This window comes from Microcoleus sp. F4-D5, assembly GCF_036704885.1.
Lineage (GTDB): Bacteria > Cyanobacteriota > Cyanobacteriia > Cyanobacteriales > Microcoleaceae > Microcoleus.
The window spans coordinates 32105-55853 of sequence record NZ_JAUBSX010000023.1 but is presented as its reverse complement, the minus strand read 5'-3'; the positions used below and the strand labels follow the sequence as shown (position 1 = coordinate 55853).

Here is a 23749-nt window from a genome sequence, read left to right as displayed (position 1 = left end):
TTTGAGATTTGAGATTTGAGATTTTAGAGGTTGCAGGGCGAGCGCGAATAATGCCAAAGCAATTTTAGAATTGAAGAATCGACCCCATACCTCCTCGTACAAGATAATATAGCAACCGCTATATCGGTCTTGACATCATAAATAACGTCATGAATAGATCCCGCGATCCCTTGCTTCGTCAACGGTTTGAGTCGGATACTAGAGTCTTTCTCAGTAACATCAGGTGTTCTGGGATATAGGGCACAGCGGGCGTACCTCACAAAGCGATCGAACTGCTATATGTAACTGTCAACTGTCAACTGTCAACTGCTATATATTGTTTAATACAGGTTCAATGACCGTGCACTTCTGCTAAAAGGCGAATTAGCGAAAGTAGAATTGCACGAAATGCGTCTTTTTGGAGAAATGAAACACACTCTTTCGGTTTTAGTTGAAGATGAAGCGGGTGTCCTCACTCGAATTGCTGGTTTGTTTGCCCGTCGGGGTTTTAATATTGAAAGTCTGGCCGTTGGCCCGGCGGAGCAAGGGGGAGTGTCTCGGATTACGATGGTTGTACCCGGAGATGACCAAGTTATTGAGCAGTTGACAAAGCAACTGTACAAGTTGATTAACGTGCTTAAAGTTCAGGATATAACGGAAGTTCCCTGTGTGGAACGGGAGTTGATGTTGCTGAAAGTTAATGCTGCTAGCGGGACGCGATCGGAGATAATTGAGTTAGCTCAGATTTTTAGAGCGCGAGTGGTAGATATTGGTGATGATACGCTGACATTGGAAGTTGTGGGAGATCCCGGTAAAATGGTGGCGATCGTCCAGGTTCTGAATAGATTTGGGATTAAGGAAATTGCTCGTACTGGGAAAATTGCCCTGACGCGGGAGTCGGGAGTAAATACTGAGTTTCTCAAGTCTTTGGAAGCGAAAGTTTAAGTTGCTTAACGGTTGACTGTTGACGGTTGACGGTTGACTGTTGACGGTTGACTGTTGGCTGTTGACGGTTTGCCATCAACTATGTTCAAGGAGCTAATATGGAAAGCTTTCAACAGCTACAAGTTTATCAATTAGCTGAAAAAATATCAAATGAAATATGGTTTATTGTTAAAAAATGGGACGAGTTTACGAAGGATACGATGGGCAAACAAATAGTGCGATCGCTGATAGTGTTGGTGCTAATATTGCAGAAGGACATGGACGCTATAGCTGCCAAGATAGTCAGCGTTTTGTGAAAATTGCTCTTGAGTCCCTTAAACGAAACAAGACACTGGTTAAGACTTGACGGATCTCGAAATCTTTTAACTCAAGAACAGAGCGATCGCCTGCATCCCTCATTAAATGAACTTTCGCCAAAACTTAATGCTTATCTTAACTCACTAAAACAAAAAGCCAAACGTTAACAGTCAACAGTCAACCGTCAAATTACCATTTAGGTTGACTTTCTATCAAAAGTGTAGCTGCGATGCTGTCTATCGGCTTTGAGAAAAAGTATCCCTGTCCGTACTCGCATTGCAGCGCTCTGAGTAAATTAAGCTGTTCGATGGTTTCGATTCCTTCAGCAATTACATCCATACCTAAATGACTGGCTAAAATTAAAATAGTCTGTACGATGGCTTCGTTGCCTTCATCTTCAGTCATGCGGCTGACAAAAGCTCGATCGATCTTTAAAGCGTCAGTTGGAAAAGTGTGCAGGCGGCTCAAAGAAGAATAGCCAGTCCCGAAATCGTCAATATATAATTGAATTTCTAAATTTTTCAATTCCGCAAGGATAGCTGCCGCTGATTCGGCATTCTCCATGATTACCCCTTCAGTAATTTCTAACTTTAAAGTCCGGGGGTCAAGCTGAGTTTCTTGTAAAATTTCACGAATGCGGTCGATTAAATCCGGCTGTTTAAATTGTTGGTTAGAAAGGTTGACGCTGACAGTCAACGGCGGGGAATCTGGGAATTTTTGGTGCCACTGGTGGATCTGACGGCAAGCCGATCGCATCATCCACCAGCCAATAGGTATAATCAATCTAGTTTCTTCTGCTACTAAAATAAACTCGCCGGGAGATACGACACCCCGCTCCGGGTGATACCACCGCAGCAGCGCTTCAAAACCCCTGATTGTACCGCTAGTTAGAGAAACAATGGGCTGATAGTAAAGCTGAAATTCCTCGAAGTCTAAAGCGCGCCGCAGGTCGTTTTCCAGTTGCAAAAGGGCGACGGCGCGAGTGTGCATACTTAAGTCAAAAACTTCGTGGCGAGCTTTGCCCAATTCCTTAGCGTGATACATGGCAGCATCTGCATCTCGGAGCAGTTCTTCTGGTCGCTCGTACAATGTTGGGAACGGGACATTGAGAACTGGGGAGTCGGAAGATAAGCCAGAAAAACAAGTTTCCCGATCGATATTTACCAAATTTCGTGGACTCGACTGTTCGCTGCTTTCGCTTGGATGCTGCGGTAAACCGGAACACACAATCCCAATGCTAGCACTGGTAAAAACTTGATATTTGTTGAGGTAAAAAGGTTCTGCCAGTTCTGCTTGCACTCGATCGGCAATGTGGGTCGCATCCTCGGTGTTTTTGATATTTTCGAGCAAAATAGCGAATTCGTCGCCGCCGAGACGAGCAACAGTATCTCCAGCCCGCAAACAGGTTCCCAGGCGCTGCGCGATCGCGATCAGCAACCGATCGCCCACTAAATGCCCCAAACTGTCGTTGACAACCTTAAAGCGGTCGAGATCGATAAACAGCACCGCAAACAAAATTTCGGGACGGCGTTTTGAAAGCTCGATCGCGTGTCCCAAGCGATCCATAAATAAAGCTCGGTTGGGCAAACCCGTTAGCATATCGTGCAAAGCATCGTGTACTAACTTCTCTTCTGCTATTTTGCGGAGGGTGATATCTTCGACAGTACCTTCGTAATAAAGCAAATTGCCGCCAGCGTCGCGAACTGCCCGACCGTTCTCGGAAACCCAGATGGTGGTGCCGTCAGCGCGGTAAACTTGAGACTCGAACTCAGACACAAAACCGTGTTTTTCGATCGCGCGCAAAAACTCGACGCGGCGGTTGGGATCGAGGTAAAGTTGGTGGTCGATGTCGTGGATGTTCGCGATCAATTCGGCGGCCGAGTCGTAGCCGTAAATTCTTGCCAAAGCAGGGTTAGCGCTGAGGTAGCGCCCGTCGGGCGTGGTCTGGAAAATTCCTTCGATCGCGTTTTCAAAGATGCTGCGGTATTTCTCTTCAGCCTGTTGCAGCGCGAATTCAGCCTGCTTGCGATCGCTGATATCAGTCAGCGTGCTGAGATAGCCGAGAACTTCCCCGCTTTTGGAAATTTCCGGCACTGCTTGGCAAAATACCCAGGTTGTGAGCTCGCCGTTGCAAAAGCGGTACTCTAAGTTACAAGGCAACTTCTCTTTGACAGCGCCATACCACAGGCTCAAAACGCGCGCTCGGTCTTCGGGATGCAAACTTTGCGTCCAACCTTCGCCTAGTGCTTGTGGTGCCGTCAGCCCCGCCATCTCCAAAAATCGCTGGTTGACGTACAAGCAATCTCCACTAGCGTCGGCGCGGAAAATCCCGACCGGCAGGATTTTTGCCAAGGTGTAATAGCGGTATTCGCTTTCTAACAGTGCGCTGGCAGCTACTTTAGTCTCCGTGATGTCAAACATTGCACCTTGAAGGATAACAGACTTGCTCGCTTCATCGCGAACTGCGATCGCTCGATCGCGGAACCAGACAACTCGACCGTTGCGAGCGATCGCGCGGTATTCTGAAACCAGCGGCCCGTCCCAAAACTCTTCTCCAACGGTAAATTTCTGTGTGGCGTTTTCAACTAACACGCGGTCGCGGTCTTCTGGGTGAACCAGTTTCAGCCACAGGTCGGGGTCTGCCCGCCATTCAGCGACAGAATAACCCAGAAAAGTCTCGATTTGCGGGCTGATGTAAAGTTTGGCAGCGCTGCGGTTGAGGGGAGAAATGTAGGTGACAGCCGGCATTTGTTCTACAAGCGCGCAGTATTTCGCTTCTACAGTGCACAGCGCTGCTTCTAAGCGCTGCCGCTCTAATTCGGCGGCGGCCCGTCCGGCAAAAATGCTGAGAATTAGTCGGAAGTTGGCAAGATGTGCTTCCGGCAGGGGTCGATCGTGGAAAATACAAATAATGCCTAAAGGTTCGCCGTAAGAGTTTTTGAGCAAGACTCCCAGGAAACTGCGCGCACCTGTAACTACCGGTCTGCGGTCTTCTGGAAAGGTTTCCAGCAGGTAGTCGGGACAGGAGTACATTCCCCGATCGAGTACCAGCGCTTCGGGAGTATTGGCGGTGTCGTACTCAAAGTTTGGCTGCCACAGTCCGTTGCTCCAACAACTGATAACTTGCAATCTATCGGGAGCAGCATCGGCGTTTTCCATTGACTTAATCGATTTGGCAGCGATGGCGCTGCAAACTCCGAGTGCTGAGGCTAAGTGGCGAACTAACGAATCAAAGAATTCTGCTCCCCCGGGCGAATCTGTACCTGCGAGAATGTCGCCGAGCAATTCTTCCTCTAATTGCGGGGAAGCGGTGACTTTGGGAGGGTTGTCGGCATTCGGGCGATCGCGATTTTCCCCCATCGAACCCGAAATGCTCTGACTTAGGCTTTTGTTGGTTCGAGGCCCAACAACAGGCGAAGAATTCACAGTTAGGCGCTGTTGCTGAGCCAAGAATACAGCGCGGCTAATACATAAAACTTTACCCAACAAACTGTCAGTTGGCCGCCACAGATGTGAGTTTGGGAAAATCAAAAATTTTTTCCGCATTTTCAATCCTGCTGATAAATCGTCAGGCTTTAATTCTGCCAACTGCCCTTGCTCTTGGGCCCGCTGCAGAGTCGGCCACCTTCGGTGCCGCTTGAGATAAATCGCCGACGCCAAGGCTAAAGTCGCCGACAATCCCAGAAAGTATGCAAGAATCTCAAAGTAAAAAAATAAATTTAGATCGAACATCGATTAGCACCGCTCGACAATTGTTGTAGTTACCTCAAGCCAATCTCTTTTAAAATAACGAAGTATCGTCACCAATGAGTAACGCATACAAGGTAGGATCGCAGGTGAAAGCGACAACAGAGTTAACAACCGTGATGAAAGCGATCGTTTTTGACACGCCTGGAAGCCCGCTCGTATTGAGACTGCAACATATCCCCGCCCCTACTATACAAAGAGATACTGAAGTTTTGGTGCGGTTGCGGGCGGCGGGGATCAATCCTATAGATACTAAATTGCGGGCCCGCGGCACTTTTTATCCCGAAAAAACTCCTCACGTTTTGGGGTGCGACGGTGCTGGAGTCGTAGAGGCTGTGGGTGCTGGCGTGCAAAGTTTTCAAGTGGGAGACGAGGTTTTTTTCTGCAATGGCGGTTTGGGCGGGCCGATCGGTACTTATGCTGAGTTTGCCGTTGTAGACCAACGCTTTCTCGCCATCAAGCCTGCTGCTTTAAGTTTTGCTGAGGCGGCGGCTGCACCGTTAGTTTTAATTACGGCATGGGAATCGCTGTACGATCGAGGGCACTTGCAAGCTGGCCAAAAAGTGCTGATTCAAGCCGGTGCCGGCGGTGTCGGCCACGTCGCGGTACAGTTGGCGAAGTTGCAGGGTGCTGAGGTTTGCACTACTGTTAGCTCTGAGGAAAAAGCCAATTTTGTCAAGCACTTAGGTGCAGATTTAGTTATTTTATACAAAAATACCGATGTTGTCGATGAGGTTTTGACTTGGACTCAAGGACAAGGAGTTGACTTGGCTTTTGATACAGTCGGAGGAGAAACTTTTTACCAAACTATTCCGGCTGTGAAAATTTACGGAGATTTGGTAACTATTTTGGAACCCGATCCAACTTTGGGCAATTTGAAAACAGCGAGAATGCGAAATCTGCGAATTAGTTTGGAATTAATGTTAACGCCGATGCTAGAAGGCTTGGTGGAGGAACAGGAACACCAGGCTCATATTTTGCAGCAGTGTGCTCGTTTGTGCGATCGCAACTTGCTCAAAATTCACGTCAGCCAAACTTTCCCCCTCGAAGAAGCCCGAGCCGCTCACGAACTATTAGAAACAGGCTCAGTAACGGGTAAAATAGTGATGGAAATTGCGGGCGGTTAAAATTGCGGGCGATTGAAATTGCGGGTTGAAGAATCGCCCGCAATTCCTCAAGTCGTATACTCCGCATTAATCTTCACGTAGTCGTAACTCAAATCGCATCCCCAAGCTTTCGCAAAACCGCTGCCATTCCCGACGCTAACCTGAATTAAAACCGTATCGGCCTTCAAATATTCCCCCTCCGCAGCCGCTTTCATATAATTACTGGCAGCAGCCCGATCGAACTCTTTAGGTTGCCCGTTTTCCAGCATCAAAAAATCTCCCAATTGAATCCGCAAATTCTCTTGATCGAAAGGTACGCCAGCGCGCCCCGCCGCCGCGGCAATTCTGCCCCAATTCGGATCGCGTCCGAAAATAGCAGCTTTCACTAAAGAAGAACCGACAATTGTTTTGGCAATTTTACTCGCAGAAACTTCATCCAGCGCGCCGCTAACTTGTACTTCCACCAAACAAGTTGCACCTTCGCCGTCGCGGGCGATCGCCTTTGCTAAATACACGCAAACTTCTGTCAGCATCGCCTCTAATTTTTCAGCATCCGCCCCCATTTCCGTAATTGCCGGCGTGCGGGATTGACCGTTCGCCAAAGCAATTAGCGAATCGTTGGTACTGGTATCGCCGTCAACAGTAATTTGATTGAAACTTCTATCCGCCGCCCTGCTCAGCATTTCTTGCCACAAATGCGACGACACTGCTGCATCGCAAGTTACAAATGCCAGCATTGTTGCCATATTTGGATGAATCATTCCCGAACCTTTGCAAATGCCGCCGATCCGCACGGGTCGATCGCCAAACACGGTTTCCAGGGCGATCGTTTTCGGCACTAAATCAGTCGTACAAATAGCTTTAGCCGCCGCATCAGAACCTGTTTCCGAGGCCTCAGCAACTAATCGCGGAATTCCCGCCCTCAGCGGCTCCATTTTAATCCGCTGTCCGATGACGCCAGTGGAGGCTAAAAGAATCGATTCTGGAGGAATATTCAGCGCTTCTCCCAACAATTTGGCACTTTCGAGGGCATCTGCCAAACCTTGTTCGCCAGTACCCGCATTAGCTTGTCCCGCATTGCACAAAATTGCTTTGGCACTGGGTTTAGCTTGCAAACGCTGGCGGCAGTAGTCCACGCAAGCAGCCCGGACACTGGATGTGGTGAAGACTCCTGCGGCGATGGCATCCACCTCTGACAAAATTAAACTTAAATCTGGCAAGCCTGAAGGCTTCAAACCCGCTGTAATTCCCGAGGCTCGATACCCTCTGGGTGCTGTAACTCCGCCGCCAATTTCTTTCCAGTCCGACATGATGACCTCCCTAGTAGCCTTCAATCTGCTGAAAGGGGATTATATCATTTTAGATTTTAGATTTTAGATTTTAGATTTTAGATGGCGGACAACTGATTTTGTAAGGGTTTGCTCGTTTTCTGGTTCCCAGGCGTGAAAATGCACTCAAGCGAGGCTGTGACTCACTTTTTGTCTCTAACCAACCGCATAAAAATAATCGCGACTTCCTATCTAGAGTTAGAACTCAAGAAGAAGTCGCGACATTTTTGTAACTGACATTATTAATTTTTAGCTGGCAAACAACAAACTCGATTCAACTATCTCGCCGTTGAAAAAAGGAGTTATTTGCGATCTATACTCGCTTGAGAACCAGCATCTAAACCAACTTCAGCAGCCGTACGGCTCAGCAGAGATTGCTGGCGATTCTTAACTAGGTGTTGGTGGCGCATCATCAGGCTGCGGGCTTGTTCTTGAGTTGACATAACTGGTTTCTCCAAAGATAGGTAATAACTTAGTAGACAATTGGGGAAATTGAGCTTGCCTTAGCTCATGGTGGCGTGGCTGCGATCGTAACTGGCTTGAAGGCTGGGCTGCGGTTTGCCTTGAATGTGACCCCAGTAGTGGGTATCTTCCATCCCGACTTCGGTGGCGGTGCGGTTGAGCATGGATTGCTGCCGGTTCTTCACCAGTTGGTGGTGGCGCATCATCAGAGAGCGAGCTTGATTTTCGGTAGACATATGGGGTTCCTCCGTATTTTTTAGATTAATGTTGGGCTGCTTTTTTCTTTTCTTTTATCACTATAACAGACAATTCTGTATCTAAAGCTACCAAATTAAAATTGTAACAAAAATTTACAATTGGGCTGGGGGGCGAGAAAGTCGATCGAGGGTTGAGGGAGTGCGATCGGGCTTTGCCTCGTTGATTCACGCCCAACCTCAAGCAACAGTTGGCAAAAATTGACAGTATTTGCGATTTTTAAATTAAACAGTCCTAGACGCACGCTTCCCAAAAAAACCCGGTCGATCGTTGTCGCGATCTGGCGCATACGACCAAATTACTTGCAGAGACCGGGTTTTTGCCTCCAGGACTGTGAAAGATGTAAATGTTTACAAACTATGACAACACTCAAAATTTCGCAGCCCGAATCGATGCGGGACTTGATCGGCGAACAGGTTGCCAAAAGTGGCTGCAGTACCGCTAGCGAATACATCCGATACTAGATTTGCCAAGAACTAGAACCAGTGGCAAAAACAAAACTTGAGAGATTACTATTGGAAGGTTTAGATAGCGGTAAACCGATTGAGATTAGCGATGAGCGGTGAAAAAAACGCACTGAACTTGTAGAAAAAGTCAGCAAACAAAAGATATTATCAGACCCATTTTAATTAGACTGAGGGCTAATGTTGACATTGACGAACGGTTTGCTTGTATCGCTAAAAATAATTTTAATGCGGCGTTGAGATTCTTGAGATGAGGCAGGGCAAACTTTCTCACAATTAGCACAAAGGTCTAGTATTAGTAGACTCGATAATGTTGACAATTTGTGTCTGGTTCGTTGGCGGAGGCTGGCATTCAAGGAATTTGACAAACATCTAATTTTTTATGTATAAAGCGATGAGTGTATTGAGATTGTTGGACTACTCCATGCAGCCCGCGATCTGCCAGGTATTTTAGGAGAGGAAGAATAGTTTTGAGAATTCTCAATAAATTGATGGGCGATTCCCTGCGGCATAGCTGCGATCGCACGAAGTTTTGACTTTCATTGCCAGAAATATCCCACCCCAGCCCTCCCCTTGTCAAGGGGAGGGAGTAAGATTCCTAGTTTATGTTTGTAAGTTGTCGGCAGAATTTGCTTGTAAGTGTACAGACTTTGTGCTACAAAGGCGATCGCAAATTAGTTACACTTAATTAAATGCAAAACCTCTCCCCAACCCTTGTTTTACTCCGAAAGGGGAGAAAGACTAGGAAATATTAGGTGAATTTCATGCTTGGAATAACACTCGGTACTCGCTACAGCATTATCCGTCACTTGGGAGGCGGCGGATTTGCTCAAACTTATTTAGCAGAAGACAAGCAGCTACCAGGCAATCACCTCTGCGTCGTCAAGCAGCTTAAACCTCAAGCAACCGATCCGGAAACTCTACAGGTAGCAAGACGTTTATTCGATACTGAAGCACAAGTTTTGTACAAGTTGGGAAATCACGATCGCATTCCCCGACTTTTTGCTTACTTTGAAGAAAATCAAGAGTTTTATCTCGTTCAAGAATTTATAGAAGGCCACGATTTAAGTCAAGAACTTACGTCAGGTGTTCCGGGCACAGCAGGAGTCATGCAGGAAGATGCAGTCATTTGTATATTGCAGGAACTTCTCGAAATTTTAGATTTCGTACACCAGCAAAATGTGATTCACCGCGATGTCAATCCCCGCAATATCCTCCGCAGAGATCGAGATGGCAAGTTAGTTTTAATTGACTTCGGTGCAGTCAAACAAATTACTACTCAAATTACCAATCCTCAGCCCAAGAATAGCTTGAGTGTCAGCATCGGTACTCCCGGTTATATGCCCAGCGAACAAGCTCACGGCAACCCGAAACTCAGCAGCGATATCTATGCCGCAGGTGCGATCGCAATTCAGTTCCTCACGGGCATAAATCCTCACCAAATGCCAAAAAATCCCGATACAGAGGAAATTATTTGGCAGGACAAAACATCAGTCAGTCCTGAATTTGCGAAGATTTTAGATAAGATGGTGAGGTACGATTTTCGGCAGCGTTATTCTAGTGCCGGCGAAACACTGCAAGCTATTAAACAATTAAAAAATTCTTGCAGCGGTACAGTGCCTGTATTGCCTCCGGTTGCTGCTGCGAAGGGGCCAGTCAAATCCCGGAAAAAACTGTATTTTAAAATATTGTCGGTCGCCAGTTTAATTGGCATCAGTATTATAGCATCAATTTATGGTGTAAACACGTTTAACTCTGCAAATGCAACTGACCTGTACAACCGAGGTAATACTCTTTACAATTTAAGCCGATTTGAAGAAGCTCTGGCAGCTTATGAGCGAGCAATAAATCTCAGACCTGACTACGCGGAAGTTTGGCAGGAAAAAGCTAAAACTTTGTACGAATTGAAAAAATACCAAGAATCGCAGGCAGCTTACGATCGAGCCATAGAATTAAAGCCCGAATACTTAGAAGCTTGGACGGGACGCGGTTATGCTTTGGATAAGTTGCAACAGTCTCAAGAGGCGATCGCATCTTTTGATAACGCTTTGAAAATCCAGCCCGACTATCCCGCCGCTTGGGAAGGTAGAGGTAATGTTCTTTTAGATTCGCAGCGGTACGAAGAAGCGATCGCCTCCTACGAAAAAGCGGTACAATTTCAGCCCAATTTATACCGTGCTTGGTACAATCGGGGACAAGCTTACCAAAAATTGAAAGTGTACGATCGAGCCGTTGAATCCTATGAAAAAGCAGTCGAAATCAAATTCGATAATTTTGAAGCTTGGTACAACCTAGGCAATGTTTTCCTCGAATTAAACAAAAATCAAGAAGCTTTTGAGGCATACGAAAAAGCCGTGAGGTTTCAGCCAAATTTTTATCAATCGTGGTACAGCAAAGGCATCGCTTTGCTGAAAATGCGCCGACATAAAGAAGCGATAGAAGCTTACGAAAAAGCTGTTAAATTAAAACCTGATTATTATCAAGCATGGTACAATTTAGGTTGGTCGTACCACGAATTACGCAAGTACGAACAAGCAATTGAGTGTTATAACAGAGCCTTAGATTTAAACCCGAAAGAATATCAAGCGTGGTACAATAGAGGCAATGCTCAGTACAATTTAAAGCGGTACGAAGATGCGCTAGTCTCTTACAATGAAGCCGTTTATGTCAGGCCTGACTACTCGGAAGCTTGGTACAGCCACGGCAATGCACTGGTGGCGGTAAAAAGATACGAAGATGCGATCGTCTCCTATGACAAAGCAATTCGCTACAAACCGGATTACGGAGCCGCAATCGAGGCAAAAAAGCGGGCAGAAAGTCAGCTAGGAAGCAGCCTGCTAGAGTCCAAACAACAACAATAATTGTTATTAACCTGCGTGGGCGGACTTTCTTTGTGTAAGTTATTCCGCATCTTGCATTGTATTTTTCGGGCGGGCGAGACGCCTAACCCCTACTCCCCACAATAATTTCATCAAATTTGGCTGTAAAATTTAAATGCGCCTGGGCTTAGTAGCGATTTCAAGTCCGAACGATCGTGGGGGTAGATTATCTTTTAGCGAACAGCAGGAGCAATTAAAGTAACACGGCGGCTGTCTACTAACATCGGCCAAAAACCTCGATCGCTCAATGCTTTTACCGCAGCAGTAGCGGCGTTTTGATCCGTTGTATAAGCGACGAATAAAAAGGGACGCTGGCCGTAGGAAGCTAAGCCTACTTGCGTGCCTAATACTTGCCTGACTTGGGCGGCTAATTCCGGTTGGTTGAAGTAATCTACTAACACTGCATAACCAGGGCCCAGGGGTCGGGGATTGAACGCAAGATTGCCGCTGGGAGAATTGGTGATTGGTTCAAAACCCGGTGCTGGCTGAGGGTTGTAGACTGGCAAATTTTTGGGTAGTGCCGCTGCGGGCGATCGTACTACGTAAGCTTGCAATCCGACAACATCTTCGATGTATTTAACCCAATCGCTGGCGATTTGCGAGTCGCGAAAGCCACCAACTCGCGTCACCGTGTCATTGATGTACCGACAAACTGTGTTGTTAGTATTTCCAGGGAAAGAGCGTTTTGCTCTTTCTTGCTGTTCGGGTGTTCTGGTGACAATTAACAGTAGATATTCGTCGGACTGCGGCGGTTGGCAGCTCGACTGAGCTTTAACAGAACTCGATAAAATTGTCAATACCAAAAGAGCGAGCCAAGTAGCAGAAAATAGGGGAATAGACAAAATAAATTTGTACAATTTACCCCTAATTGTTGTTAGTTGTTTTGTCTGATATTTTGGTATTTTGTTCATGCTGTCTGTAGGGATGCAAGGGCATCGGGAATAGTTGGTGATGGTGCTTGAAATTCACCTGTCAGTACATATTCTAATCGCAGTTTCAACCAAGTGATGAAGACAGGATCGGTAGAAATAATAGCGGCGGCTGGCTGAGGGCATTTTGCTTTAACTTCTGCCATTGTCGGTGCTTCTAGGAAAGCGGGCTGTTTGACCAACCAGAAGTCTATTTGTTTTTCTTGTTCGTTGTAGTTGCGAGTTCTTTCTTTAAACACTTCATCTAGGGGTTCTTCCTCTAGCAAAAAGCGTTGGCTGGCTAAAACGTAGTAGTAGGTTTGCATTTTTCTCGCTTGTTAGGGGTTGACGGTTTGCGGTTAATGCCGCCTGTACCGACCAGTTTTGCCGGTCAGGGGCGGGTTTGCCGAGTTGCGGTCTTTGGAGAGTTCTAGACTCTTGTGCCGTTTACTTTACCTTATTTGCTGTCATCTTGGGTAGATGCAGAGCAAGTCGCCTTAGAAAAATCTTTGGTGGTGAGAGTTGGGGGAGTTGTGAGTGTTGCGAGAGTTGCTAGTTTTTTGGGGATTTGGGCGATTATTTTTCGGGCTGGTGATTTTCGGGAAAATTTAGGTGACAATAGGAAATTAGATGGAATTGCAGGTTGAATAATTACCAATTATTGAGGCAATCTGGGGGCTGTTAAACCTGATTGGGAGTGGTTTGCATATGAAAAGTTGTTGGAGTGCGATCGCGACTGGTATTGCTTGGTGTCTGGCTTGGGGCGATCGACGCGAACCTCAATTTGAGATCGGCGTGTTGCAGGAAATGCGACGGGCTTTGAATTCTGGGGAGGAAGTGCCGGAGGATGTGAGGGAAATTGTCGATCGGGTTCAGGAACTAGAAAAACTTGAGTTTCCTGAAACTCTCGAAGAACTAACGGAACTGACAAAAAAATATCCGGTACTGTGGGAATCTAAAATTGGTTTAGTTTACGGCGGTGCGACCAAAATCAAGCAATATGTGTTTGAAGCGGCCAAACTACCGGATATTCGCGGCGCATCAGCTTTGCTAGACCGAATTAATTTAGTCGATCTCCCTGCTTTTTTTGGCGAACCTCAAAAATCTGTTTCTGTTTCCCAATGGCTAAAAGAAAGCTTTCCCACTTTAGAAGCAGCTTTAGTTAAAGAACTACTTGTTTACTACAAAGGTGGCAATATACTAGCTTTTTGTCCTGCTGCATTTGTAGATGACTTAGCTGATGCCATTGAAAAACGTTATAGTTATGAGACTTTAACGGCAAATTCTTGTGCTGTTGGGGAGACTTATAGGCTGTTAGAAATTCGCTTAGGATTGTTGCCCGATAATATTCAAGATACTTTCTGGTTGGAAAAATACCGGCAGGCTAATTCTGAATCCGACCGTGTTAAAAAAGAATTAGTCAAAGCGTGTTTTGGTTATCCCCAAAATGATTCTGAAGAAGTTGATATTTTTCAGAACCGCAAGAGTTTTAACGAATTAACTACTAGGTTGGCGATTTTATTCAATCAGCGCCGAAGTGGCAATAATTTTCCCAATCGCCCCAGTCGTCGGTATCCGCCGATGTTTGAAACACATCCTTATTTGAGGAGAGATGAGAGCGATCGACGATCGGCGATCGCCAGAATCAGCGATCTTGCCGGCAATCCCTCGCTATCTGAATCGTTAGTTCGCAAGAGGATTGCGGGCCAAATAGCTAAACGAGAGGTATTTCAGGAAAATTTACCGGCTTGGTTTACAAATCTCGGTCTTGATTGGCAGCCGACTGGTATTAGAATTAAAAGTTGGGTAGCCGAATTTGAGGATTATTTAAACCAGCCAGAAAACAGTCAACTAGCAAGGGACTATTATACCATTTATCCTCACCCTGAAGAAGCGCGATCGCTCAGAGAGATTGGCAATGCTTGTCAAGGTTTTGTAGCGTATATTTATGCAGATGGCAATAATATGGGCGGCTACATTCAACAAATTAAAACTCCCCAAGAGTACAAGAAATTCAGTGAAGATATTTTCCAAGCAACTGAAAAATCTGTTTACAAAGCATTAGCACAACATCTCAAACCCCATCTATTGAACAACTTAACCGATCCAGATAACAAGCAGCGCAACGGGTGCTGGATTCATCCTTTTGAGATTTTGGCGATCGGCGGCGATGATGTGATGTTGATTGTGCCAGCAGATCGAGCATTGGCGATCGCCAAAACCATCGGCGAAGAATTTGAAAACATATTGCTGCGAATAGGTGGTTATAAACTGGATAAGAGCAGTCTAATTTACGCGGGACACCGCTATTCTCCACAAAAAGCAACTCCTTCTCAGTGCAAGTTAAGTATGTCATCCGGAGTGTTGATTGCAGCAGAAGATACACCAATTTATTATGCAGAGAACTTGACAAATCAGCTACTTAAGTCAGCAAAAATATCTGGAAAGAAATTGAAAGATGCTGGATATTGCGGAGGTACGATTGATTTCTTAGTAATGAAATCTGTCACTACGATCTCATCGAATATTGAAAGCTTCCGCGATGAAGGTTTAACTTTAGATCGAGGAGCAAAACTAAAACTATACGCCGCACCTTACACTTTACACGAGATTGGCGGATTAATTGAATCGGTCAAAGCTTTAAAGAAAGCTGAATTTCCCAAATCGCAACTCTACCAAATTCGCAGTTTTTTAGAACGAGGAAAACAAACTGCAATCCTCAACTACCGCTATTTCCGAACCAGACTGAAACAAGGTAAGGCAGAATTAAAATCAGAATTTGAAGATGCTTGGTGTAATGCCAAAACTAATCCTGGTAATGTTGCACCTTGGATGTACGATGCAGAGAATAAAGTTTATGAAACAATTTGGCGAGAAATTATAGATATTTACGACTTCATCGAATTAGAAGATTCCGAACCAATTTCAGAAGACTTAGCAAATATGGAGATAGACTCATGATTGTTCTCAATGAACTTTCAAATTTAGTTGAAACCTATACACTTACGGCAGTAATTGATACAGCTTTGTGTGTAGGCGCGGGCGGTTCCTCCGGTTCCCTTGCAGATAAGCCGATCGTCCGCAACGCAGAAGGAAACCTGTTAATTCCGGGTTCTCAAATCAAAGGTCGCCTCCGCCACGAATGCGAGAAAATTGCTAGAGGTTTGGATTGGGAGATTTGCGAGTCTCCTAGTCCGGGAAAAATGGTAATCCGCAGAGAAACTGCACCGGATAAATTTAAGCGCCGGGAATACGAAGTATCAGGATATGATGAGACTTATCACTGTTTAATAAGTCAAATATTCGGCGATCCTGTTTTGCCATCCCGGGTAATTTTTGACGACTTAATTTGCACGGAAGAGCCAGACAACCTACCCGAAGTTATCCGCCCTGGAGTCACAATGAACCGCCGAAGACGCACAGCAGAAGAGAAAAAACTTTATTTTTTAGAGACTTCTCCAGCTAATGTTTCGCTGAAGTTTGAAGGTCAAATTCACCTGTTACCAAATTGTCCCAGCTACGCCCAACCTTTGATGTTGGCTGGTTTCAAACACATTCACGCATTAGGTGGAAGTAAATCGGCCGGTTTGGGATGGCTGAATTGGGACAAATTACCCGAATTTAAACCGACTGACGAAGATTGGAATTTTTTAGCAAAAGGCGGAAATAATGCAGCGAATTGAACTGGAAATTAAGGCTTTGTCTGCTTTGGCGCTCGCCCGTCAGAAACCGGGTGGTTCGATTAGCAAAGCTGTAGACTATATTCCCGGTACGGTAATTCGGGGTGCTGTGGCTGCTAAAATCTTAAACGAATCCGGTCATCAATTCAGCAATCTGACCGAAAATGGCGGCGATTTTCAGAGGTTATTTTTGAGCGAAAACCCAGCAATTTTTCAAAATGCTTATCCAGCATTAGTAATCAATGGAAAGCTCATCCCTCAAGCAAGACTTGAAGACAATGGAGTGTTACCCACTACCGCACTAAGTTCTAAAAATAAGTCGGGGTTTACACCAAAAAATAATGGCATTTTCGATACTTTAATCGATCGCTTTTGTGCCGAAGGTTATGGATATCCCTACGATCCGAATTGTCCGAAAGACGGAGGGAGAGTCGATGCGGTCGGCATTAGTTTTTACGGTAAATTCAATAAAAAGTATCACAGTCTAAGTGCTAACAAACACCTTTTAACGCGAGTCGGCATCAATCGCCGCAGGGCTGCATCAGAGGAAGAGATACTTTACAGCGTTGAAGTTTTGAACGAATCTCAGGAAAAGAAACAGCAGCCTGTTTGCTATCGATGTGCAATTTTCGTGGAGGACGATTTAGCAGAATCTTTGCGTAACTTCATTCAACGGCGAAATCAGAACTTCCGCTTGGGCGGTTCGACTTCCAGAGGATTAGGAAAAGTTGAAATTACCACCAAACAGCCTGTTAGTGCTAAAATAGATATAAAGCAAAAAATCACTAACTTTACCAATTCCATACAAGACCGTTGGCAGAAATGGGAAATTTTTGGCGTTCCGTTAAAGGAGTTATCGGGCGATCGTACATATTTCACCCTCGACTTGCAATCTGACGCCATCCTCACCGAAAACTGGCGGCGCACCACTGTAATATCCGAAAAGATGTTGCAGCAATTTGCCAAAGTCGAAGATCCATCATTGAAACTGGAAGCAGCTTACAGCAGTTACGATTATCTTTCTGGCTGGAATGCGGCTTGGGGATTGATGAAAGATGTAGAGTTAATAACCAACAAAGGCTCGGTTTATTTGTTCAGCACAACTCAACGGGAGATATGGAATAACGTGTTGGGAGATTTGGAAATGAGGGGATTGGGCGATCGCACCTGCGAAGGTTTCGGACAAATTCAAATTTGCAACCAGTTTCACCTTGTATTTCGGGAGAATGCAGTATGAGCGAATCACTAGATCCACAAAAACAACTCAAAATTCTGCAAGGCATTCGCCGAGCTGAAGATAAGTTAGTGACGGACATTCAAACTGCCTTAGAAGATACAATTTCATACAATGACTTAGAAGAATCACAATTTCGGAATTTAGTAAGAGTTGCTGACGCAACTGAAAGCACGCAAGTGATCAAAAACTTTTTACTTTATCAAGTAGGTCGCGATAAAAAGTGGGGTAGAGGGCCAAACTCTTTAGCTCAAAAAATTATTCATGACATTGACAGAAATATCAAAACTACTGCTCAGGATATTGCCCGAAACGCCAAAGCCGAAGATTTTTTTAATCAGATTTGGATAGAGCTTACCCGTCGCTATTTAGGCTATGGCGCTCGCTATCTAGTCTACAAAAATAAAGGTCAATCTTAGTCTAGAAATTGCAATTAATTAGGAGGACAAAATTATGGCTAGACTCGTAATTTCCACTGTTGGTACTAGCGTATTGACTAACCAGATCGATCCGGCTACAGATGACAATTACTATGAAAGACTACAGCAAACAGCAAACTATACCGATAATGAAATCCAACACGATCCAGACATTAAACAAATTATTTCAGAATTGAAGGAAAGAGCCGAAAAAGAACTGTACAGTGATAATACCGATAAAATCCGAAAAGCGAGCGCAGAACTCAATGGTATTTATAGTTTGTACAATCGGCAAATAGAACAGGGCCAACCAGATACTCACTTATTAGTTACTACCGACACTGCACAAGGTAGAGTCGCGGCTGAAGTAGTTGAGTCTTTTTTAAAGAGCAAGGGATTAACTAATATCAGCACTCATGCTCAGTCTGGGCTTTCTACTGCTAGCAGCGAAATTTTTGTAGAAGGGATGGCAAAGTTATTTCCTTCAATGCAAGAAACTATTAAAACATGGCAAAAAAGCAAATACACAATTTGCTTTAATCTTGTCGGTGGATTCAAGGCTTTGCAAGGCTATTTCAATACAATCGGAATGTTTTATGCTGATGAAATTATTTACGTATTTGAAGGGTCGAATCAATTAATCAAAATTCCCAAGCTTCCGGTAAAGGTTGATGTTTCAAAGATTAAGCCATACGAAGTTCAACTAGCAATGATGGATGTTGGGCAAATATCTACATCTTGGGAAGAAGCTAAAGAAGTTCCTCAAGAATGGATCTTAGTTGATGGACAAGAAATGACTCTATCAGCATGGGGTCAGCTACTTTGGGAGCAATGTAAAAAAGAACTGCTTTCACAAAAGCTGTTGAAGTTCCCTAAAATAGATTACAAGTCTAGTTTTATCGATGACTTTCAAACAATTGAAAATAATCGAGAACAGCAAGTAAAATTACAGGAAACTCTTGCTAAAACTTCTCAACTTTTGCAAAAGTCAGGTGGCGACACCAGTATTCTTAAGCAAGATCCCGGATTGCAATATGACAAATATACCAACAAGAAACCATATACCAGCGCGAATGGTGATAAGATTGATATCGCTCATTTTAGAGTATCTCGGGGAATACGAGTAAGCTGTACATCATCGAATGGTATCTTGTTATTACATCGTTATGGTAGGGAACCAGACGTTAACAATAATCCTTATTGATTCATTGAATCAATAGTTTAAGTAAGTTCCAACTAATTACTTAGGTGAGTTTATGTTTGACACTTTCAAAAATCGACTGGAAATCACAGGAACACTCACAACCGTAACCGCATTACGCATTAGTGCCGGACGTTCCACCGAACCAATTGGCTCCGATTTACCCGTAATCAAAGATGCTCTGGGTCAACCTTTGATTCCCGGTTCGAGCTTTAAAGGTGCTCTTCGATCGCGCTTAGAGAGCTTCCTCCGAGGTATCGACCCACATCGAGCCGAAGATCCGGCTAACTACACAAGTTCAACTAGAAACAATCAAGTCAAAGATTTAAAAAATGATTACAAAAACAATGACTTTGAACTAACACAAGAACTCATCAAAATAACCGACGATATTGGCAGTCTATTTGGCACTCCTTGGATGGCCAGCAAATTTCAAGTCCGCGACTTAACCGTACAACCCGATGCGTGGTTCGGACAATATCAAGAACGAGATGGCGTAGCCATTGACAGAGACACAGAAACCGCCGCCGATGGCAAACTTTACGATTACCAAGTTGTCCCGGCAGGTACTCCTTTTCATTTTAAAGCAGTAGTTGAAAATGCTCGCGATTGGGAATTGGGTTTATTAATGATCGGTTTGCACCAATTTGAGACAGAACAAATTCCTCTCGGAGGAGGGCGATCGCGCGGCTTAGGCGTGGTTAAACTAGAAATTGATAAGATGCGCTGGATTGATGTCGAAGGCCATCCCGAATTTTTGTTACAATACTTAAAAAAGTTAGTTATGGGAGATGAAACGGCTTATGAAGATGCGGCAGATTATAAAGATGAGTGGGTACAAAAGCTGATAGATCACCTGAACAATAACATTTCTCAATCATCTCCATCTCAAATAGCTCAAAAGTAAAACTAAATACTGCACGCAGGAGGTAAAGATGGGCTTCAGTAATTACAAAGATATCGGTGAAGTTCTCCAAGAGTTTCAGATTACTTACACTGAAGCTAATTTCATGGGAGAAACAGAGTTTAGTATCCCTGACTATTTTCGGGAAGACTTAACATTTATGATGCGAGAAGCAGTTGTGGACAATTCAGAGTTTGCTGTGTGTGAAAATTTGATCTATCCAGTTATCAAAGAAGTCTGGAAATCTTATTATACTAAGTTTATTTTATGGAGCCATAAGTCTCTTACTTATGACCAGAATCTCTGTGGTTTTCCTGAATATATTTTGACTAAACGTTCCCCTTTAGGAAAATTTGTGTTTGGCAAGCCATATTTTCTATTAGTTGAGGCAAAACAAGACAAGTTCGATGAAGGTTGGGCGCAGTGCCTAGCTGAAATGTTTGCAGCACAGCGACTTAATAATGAACTTCAGGTAATAATTTTTGGGATTGTTTCCAATGGCAAGGATTGGGAGTTTGGCAAACTAGAAGAAACGGTTTTCACCAAGAATATTAACCGCTATTTAATAGAAGAGCTAGATCCACTATTTGCTGCCGTTAACTATGTTTTCCAACAATGCGAAGTTCAGCTAAATGAGTTAGTAGCGGCTTAAATTTAAACTATCTTTTGACCTCCTCAACTATGCACAAACGATTTGTCAACCACTGTACCATTGACTTAACTCTGATTCCCGACGGCCCAATTCTCATCAAATCCGGTAAAGAAGGAGCAGATCCAACTAAACCGGACATGGAATTTGTCGAGGCTTACCATGCAGGAGGGAAGTCAATTTATCTACCGGGAAGCAGTTTAAAAGGTGCTATTCGCGCTCATGCTGAAAGGATTGTTAGAACTGTAGGAAGCGAACGTTATAACTCGCAAAAACCAAATTTACCTTGGGCTAACGATCCTTTAAATGATAAGTATGACTATTTGAAAGATCAATCAGCATCAGAGATTTACAAACTCTCCTGCTTTACTGACCAAATGTTTGGCAATACTTCTATAGCCAGTCGCGTCAGAATAGAAGACGCTTATCCTGACAAAGATAAACCCAAACCAAAGGTTGAAGAACGCAATGGAGTCGCGATCGATCGCGTTTTCGGTTCCGTAGCTGTCGGCCCCTTCAACTACCAAGTCTGCACCGCTGGAGAATTTCACACCAAAATTCACCTCAAGAATTTCACCCTCGCACAATTAGCCTTGATTGGTTTAGTATTGCGAGACTTAAATGATGGCTGGTTTGGTTTAGGTTTTGCCAAATCTCGCGGTTTGGGGACGGTGATAGTAAAATTGAATTCAGCCACAGTGCAATATCCCGGCTGTATTTTAGATGGCAACCAAATTTGCGCTATTGGCACTCAAAAACAATGGGCTTACACCTCATTATTAGGTGCGGGAGAATTTCTCGAACCAACTGAAGCACAAGCTTACGGTTTCCCTTCCGTAGATAGATCCGTAGATAGAGAAGAAACTCCTGTTGGCGCTGAAAAGATGGATTTAGGTTTTGGAGTGCAGCTAACTTGGTCGGGAGACATACAGGTAAAAGATTTGTTTGCTAGAGCAGTCACTTCTTGGAGTCAGTTATTCCCGCGAGGAACAGCAGCATGAGAGATGGGTTTGTAAGTTACAAACGGGTTGGAGATTTGCAAGCATTGCTCGCTCGCCAAGAGTTAAATGTTGAGCAAAGCTATTATTTTCTCTGTTGGTCGCACAAAGTCAGCGGTATTAGGAGAATGCTACCGGAGGCGAAGGATTTTCCAAGTCCTGAAGGGCAAATGTTTAACTCTAAATTTGAACTGCGCTGGAAAAAACAGGGAAAGGGTTACGAAGTTTTACTGCTTAGTATTGAACCTAAAAATGAGTTAGGATTTGAAGAAATTCCGGGGAAGTGGAAAGCGGACGATCGCTCTGCCTACTTCTACAACGCAGGTGAAACCCGATTTCCCAAAGGTTTCACTTTTAAAGATGAAAAGGACGAAGATATCGACCCGACAAAAATTCCAGTGGGTCAGCGGTATTTTCAAAATGCCGCAACTGCAACCGTACATTTTGTTGCCCTCACAGTTGGAACAGAAAAATGACTGGAAATCACCCTAGACCACCTCAACCACCTAACCGCCCTAGTTCGGGTTTACCGTCTGATGAAAGTATACCAAAACCTTATGCTTTTGTCTCGTTTCCCGCAGAACGTCCTGTTTTGCAGCCTCCAGCCGGACACGACAAATATAAGAGCGATCGCATCCACGGAACTCTTTTTCTTACCCTAAAAGTTCAGACTTCTTTGCACGTTTCTACCGGAGTTGTGGTCATGGGTAGCGATATCGGCAGTCGCCTTCCCCTGATTAAAACAATGGTGCAAGCAACTGACCAAAAACTATCGATTCAAGGCAGTTCTTTAAAAGGCTGCATTCGATCTGTTTACGAAGCAATTACTAACAGCACTTTGGCAGTAGTTACTTCAAAGTATAGGGATAAAATACCTCCGGAACGTTTGCCGTGCAAAAAGAAAGACGAACTTTGCCCGGCCAGTCAAGTATTTGGTGCTTTGGACTGGCAAGGATTAATTGAGTTTAGCGATGCCAAGTGTGAAAAAACTGGTTTTGCAACAGGATTTATGCCATCCTTATATCGTCCCCGACCTGACCCGAGTTCGGCATATTTTGACCGAAGAGGGAAAGTAGCGGGTCGCAAGTTTTACTATCACGCAATTCGGGCGATCGACAAAGGTCAAGATCGAGGAATTACCGTTCAGCAAGCGGCTAAAGAGTATACTTTCAAAACACAGATACAATTCAAAAACTTAACAGCAGCAGAGTTGGGAACGCTTTTGATTGTGTTGGGGCAAGATCCAAAGTATCCGATCGCCCTCAAGGTAGGCGGCGGGAAGCCGATCGGCATGGGAACAATGACTGTGGAGGTAACAGCAGCAAAGGTTTTGCAGAATAAGGGAGATTTGCGCGATCGCTATTCCTCCTACAATCCTCCAGAATCTGACAGCATGACTGGCACAAAACTGCAACAATTTATGCAAAAAAATATTCAAGCTGCTCATTCTAGCTTAGTGCAAGCAACTCAACTGCAACAACTAGCTGAAGTGTTGAAATATCCGACCGATCGGGAACCGCCAACAGGAATGTATTAAAGATGTCGAATACTGAATTACTGACAGAATCTTTGACCGAAAACCAGTGGGAGATTGCCCACGCGATCGCTCAAACTTTAGTTAAAGAACAAACCGATGTAAATGAATTGGGAAAGGCGATCGCCTATCTCCGCAATGCAGTTAATCAAGATCGATCTGATGCCAATTCCAGGTTTTTCAAGTATCTTAAAACCCTTGTCGGTAATGGCAGACAAATCGGACACAGTAGCAAAACCACAGATTATTACCGCAGCATCGACAAAGCTTGTAGCGATTGTCTCAAAGGATTTCAAGGGGATGCTAGCACTTTGCTGCAAATTTTAGGCTGGGCATCTCGTTTGATGCGTTACTACAAAGAAGCGGGGCCGATTGGAGAAGTTGTGGCCCCAGTTGTAGAGTCAGCGAGACAAGTTGAAATTGCTAAGGCGATCGGCAGTCATGAGTTTGCAGTGGATCAAATTGTCGAAGCCAAAGTTACTGCTGTAAAAGGAAACAAGGTGACATATGAAATTCTGGGAACTATCAGGCTAACTGAAAAAGAACCGAAAAAAGCACAATCTCTTTCTAAAGGACAAACGGTTAAGGTGGAAATTTTAGACATTAAGGAGGATGGGAGTCCCAAGAAAGTCAAGTGTGCGGGCTAGAAACAATATTTGCCGATACCGAGCGTGTTCTGAGTGTAATATAGTGTAATATAAAAAGTGAGGCTCACAGTTTCAACTGTGAGCCTTGTAAACTTTGATATTTTTTTTGGAGC

General features: G+C 44.5%; 23 protein-coding genes. 16 read left to right on the top strand and 7 right to left on the bottom strand.

Annotation, left to right across the window (positions count from 1 at the left end):
- The first annotated feature begins 405 nt into the window (after window positions 1-405).
- Both ilvN and QUA80_RS13355 read left to right on the top strand, forming a co-directional pair.
- Window positions 406-924: an acetolactate synthase small subunit gene (gene ilvN, locus QUA80_RS13360; protein ID WP_333425157.1), complete on the top strand. Its 519-nt coding sequence runs from the start codon at window positions 406-408 to the stop codon at window positions 922-924.
- A gap of 175 nt (window positions 925-1099) precedes the next feature.
- A complete protein-coding gene (locus tag QUA80_RS13355) occupies window positions 1100-1270 on the top strand; it encodes a four helix bundle protein (RefSeq protein WP_333425154.1) in 171 nt (56 codons plus the stop codon).
- A 140-nt stretch (window positions 1271-1410) separates the two neighbouring features.
- Here QUA80_RS13355 and QUA80_RS13350 read toward each other — a convergent pair whose 3' ends face one another.
- Window positions 1411-4953 carry an EAL domain-containing protein gene (locus QUA80_RS13350; RefSeq protein ID WP_333425153.1) on the bottom strand — a complete coding sequence of 1181 codons (3543 nt, stop codon included), beginning with the start codon at window positions 4951-4953 and terminating at the stop codon, window positions 1411-1413.
- A 134-nt stretch (window positions 4954-5087) separates the two neighbouring features.
- Between QUA80_RS13350 and QUA80_RS13345 the strand changes: the two genes are divergently transcribed.
- Window positions 5088-6095 (top strand): zinc-dependent alcohol dehydrogenase family protein, encoded by a 1008-nt coding sequence (locus QUA80_RS13345; protein ID WP_333425210.1) that lies wholly within the window; start codon window positions 5088-5090, stop codon window positions 6093-6095.
- Between the two features lie 47 nt (window positions 6096-6142).
- Here the strand turns inward: QUA80_RS13345 and argJ are convergent, their stop codons facing one another.
- From argJ to QUA80_RS13325, 4 genes are all read right to left on the bottom strand, one after another.
- Window positions 6143-7384 carry a bifunctional ornithine acetyltransferase/N-acetylglutamate synthase gene (argJ, locus tag QUA80_RS13340; RefSeq protein ID WP_333425151.1) on the bottom strand — a complete coding sequence of 414 codons (1242 nt, stop codon included), beginning with the start codon at window positions 7382-7384 and terminating at the stop codon, window positions 6143-6145.
- A gap of 320 nt (window positions 7385-7704) precedes the next feature.
- A complete protein-coding gene (locus QUA80_RS13335) occupies window positions 7705-7845 on the bottom strand; it encodes a hypothetical protein (protein WP_333425214.1) in 141 nt (46 codons plus the stop codon).
- Between the two features lie 60 nt (window positions 7846-7905).
- Complete coding sequence (locus QUA80_RS13330; protein WP_333425150.1) at window positions 7906-8100, bottom strand: hypothetical protein; 195 nt, start codon at window positions 8098-8100, stop codon at window positions 7906-7908.
- An 835-nt stretch (window positions 8101-8935) separates the two neighbouring features.
- Window positions 8936-9163, bottom strand: a complete 228-nt coding sequence (locus QUA80_RS13325; RefSeq protein ID WP_333425148.1) for a hypothetical protein — start codon at window positions 9161-9163, stop codon at window positions 8936-8938.
- Between the two features lie 184 nt (window positions 9164-9347).
- On the opposite strand from QUA80_RS13325, the gene QUA80_RS13320 reads away from it, so the two are divergent.
- Window positions 9348-11444 carry a tetratricopeptide repeat protein gene (locus tag QUA80_RS13320; protein ID WP_333425146.1) on the top strand — a complete coding sequence of 699 codons (2097 nt, stop codon included), beginning with the start codon at window positions 9348-9350 and terminating at the stop codon, window positions 11442-11444.
- 191 nt (window positions 11445-11635) lie between these two features.
- Here the strand turns inward: QUA80_RS13320 and QUA80_RS13315 are convergent, their stop codons facing one another.
- Together QUA80_RS13315 and QUA80_RS13310 are read right to left on the bottom strand one after the other, a co-directional pair.
- Window positions 11636-12373 carry a hypothetical protein gene (locus QUA80_RS13315; RefSeq protein WP_333425144.1) on the bottom strand — a complete coding sequence of 246 codons (738 nt, stop codon included), beginning with the start codon at window positions 12371-12373 and terminating at the stop codon, window positions 11636-11638.
- Window positions 12370-12696, bottom strand: a complete 327-nt coding sequence (locus tag QUA80_RS13310) for an MgPME-cyclase complex family protein (protein WP_333058829.1) — start codon at window positions 12694-12696, stop codon at window positions 12370-12372. The genes QUA80_RS13315 and QUA80_RS13310 overlap by 4 nt, the downstream gene beginning before the upstream one ends.
- A 114-nt stretch (window positions 12697-12810) precedes the next feature.
- Between QUA80_RS13310 and QUA80_RS13305 the strand changes: the two genes are divergently transcribed.
- The 12 genes from QUA80_RS13305 (at window position 12811) to QUA80_RS13250 (ending at window position 23636) form a co-directional block, all read left to right on the top strand.
- The gene (locus QUA80_RS13305; protein ID WP_333425142.1) at window positions 12811-13017 is read left to right on the top strand and encodes a hypothetical protein; all 207 of its coding nucleotides are present in this window, start codon (window positions 12811-12813) and stop codon (window positions 13015-13017) included.
- A 61-nt stretch (window positions 13018-13078) separates the two neighbouring features.
- Window positions 13079-15331, top strand: a complete 2253-nt coding sequence (gene cas10, locus QUA80_RS13300; RefSeq protein ID WP_333425140.1) for a type III-B CRISPR-associated protein Cas10/Cmr2 — start codon at window positions 13079-13081, stop codon at window positions 15329-15331.
- A complete protein-coding gene (locus tag QUA80_RS13295) occupies window positions 15328-16053 on the top strand; it encodes an RAMP superfamily CRISPR-associated protein (RefSeq protein ID WP_333425138.1) in 726 nt (241 codons plus the stop codon). The genes cas10 and QUA80_RS13295 overlap by 4 nt, the downstream gene beginning before the upstream one ends.
- Window positions 16040-17287: a type III-D CRISPR-associated RAMP protein Csx10 gene (csx10, locus tag QUA80_RS13290; RefSeq protein WP_333425136.1), complete on the top strand. Its 1248-nt coding sequence runs from the start codon at window positions 16040-16042 to the stop codon at window positions 17285-17287. Before QUA80_RS13295 ends, csx10 begins: the two co-directional genes overlap by 14 nt.
- A complete protein-coding gene (locus QUA80_RS13285) occupies window positions 17284-17703 on the top strand; it encodes a hypothetical protein (RefSeq protein WP_333425134.1) in 420 nt (139 codons plus the stop codon). Before csx10 ends, QUA80_RS13285 begins: the two co-directional genes overlap by 4 nt.
- A gap of 34 nt (window positions 17704-17737) precedes the next feature.
- On the top strand, window positions 17738-18907 hold the full coding sequence (locus QUA80_RS13280) for a putative CRISPR-associated protein (protein WP_333425132.1): 1170 nt from the start codon (window positions 17738-17740) through the stop codon (window positions 18905-18907).
- A gap of 52 nt (window positions 18908-18959) precedes the next feature.
- Window positions 18960-19811, top strand: coding sequence for a type III CRISPR-associated RAMP protein Csx7 (csx7, locus tag QUA80_RS13275; protein ID WP_333425130.1), 852 nt, complete (start codon window positions 18960-18962; stop codon window positions 19809-19811).
- A gap of 28 nt (window positions 19812-19839) precedes the next feature.
- On the top strand, window positions 19840-20460 hold the full coding sequence (locus QUA80_RS13270) for a hypothetical protein (protein ID WP_333425128.1): 621 nt from the start codon (window positions 19840-19842) through the stop codon (window positions 20458-20460).
- A gap of 29 nt (window positions 20461-20489) precedes the next feature.
- Window positions 20490-21458: an RAMP superfamily CRISPR-associated protein gene (locus tag QUA80_RS13265; protein WP_333425127.1), complete on the top strand. Its 969-nt coding sequence runs from the start codon at window positions 20490-20492 to the stop codon at window positions 21456-21458.
- Window positions 21455-21931: a hypothetical protein gene (locus tag QUA80_RS13260; protein ID WP_333425125.1), complete on the top strand. Its 477-nt coding sequence runs from the start codon at window positions 21455-21457 to the stop codon at window positions 21929-21931. Before QUA80_RS13265 ends, QUA80_RS13260 begins: the two co-directional genes overlap by 4 nt.
- On the top strand, window positions 21928-22992 hold the full coding sequence (locus tag QUA80_RS13255) for an RAMP superfamily CRISPR-associated protein (RefSeq protein WP_333425123.1): 1065 nt from the start codon (window positions 21928-21930) through the stop codon (window positions 22990-22992). The genes QUA80_RS13260 and QUA80_RS13255 overlap by 4 nt, the downstream gene beginning before the upstream one ends.
- Before the next feature lie 2 nt (window positions 22993-22994).
- Entirely contained in the window at window positions 22995-23636 is a 642-nt protein-coding gene (locus tag QUA80_RS13250) for a hypothetical protein (protein ID WP_333425121.1), read from the top strand.
- Window positions 23637-23749: the final 113 nt, after the last annotated feature.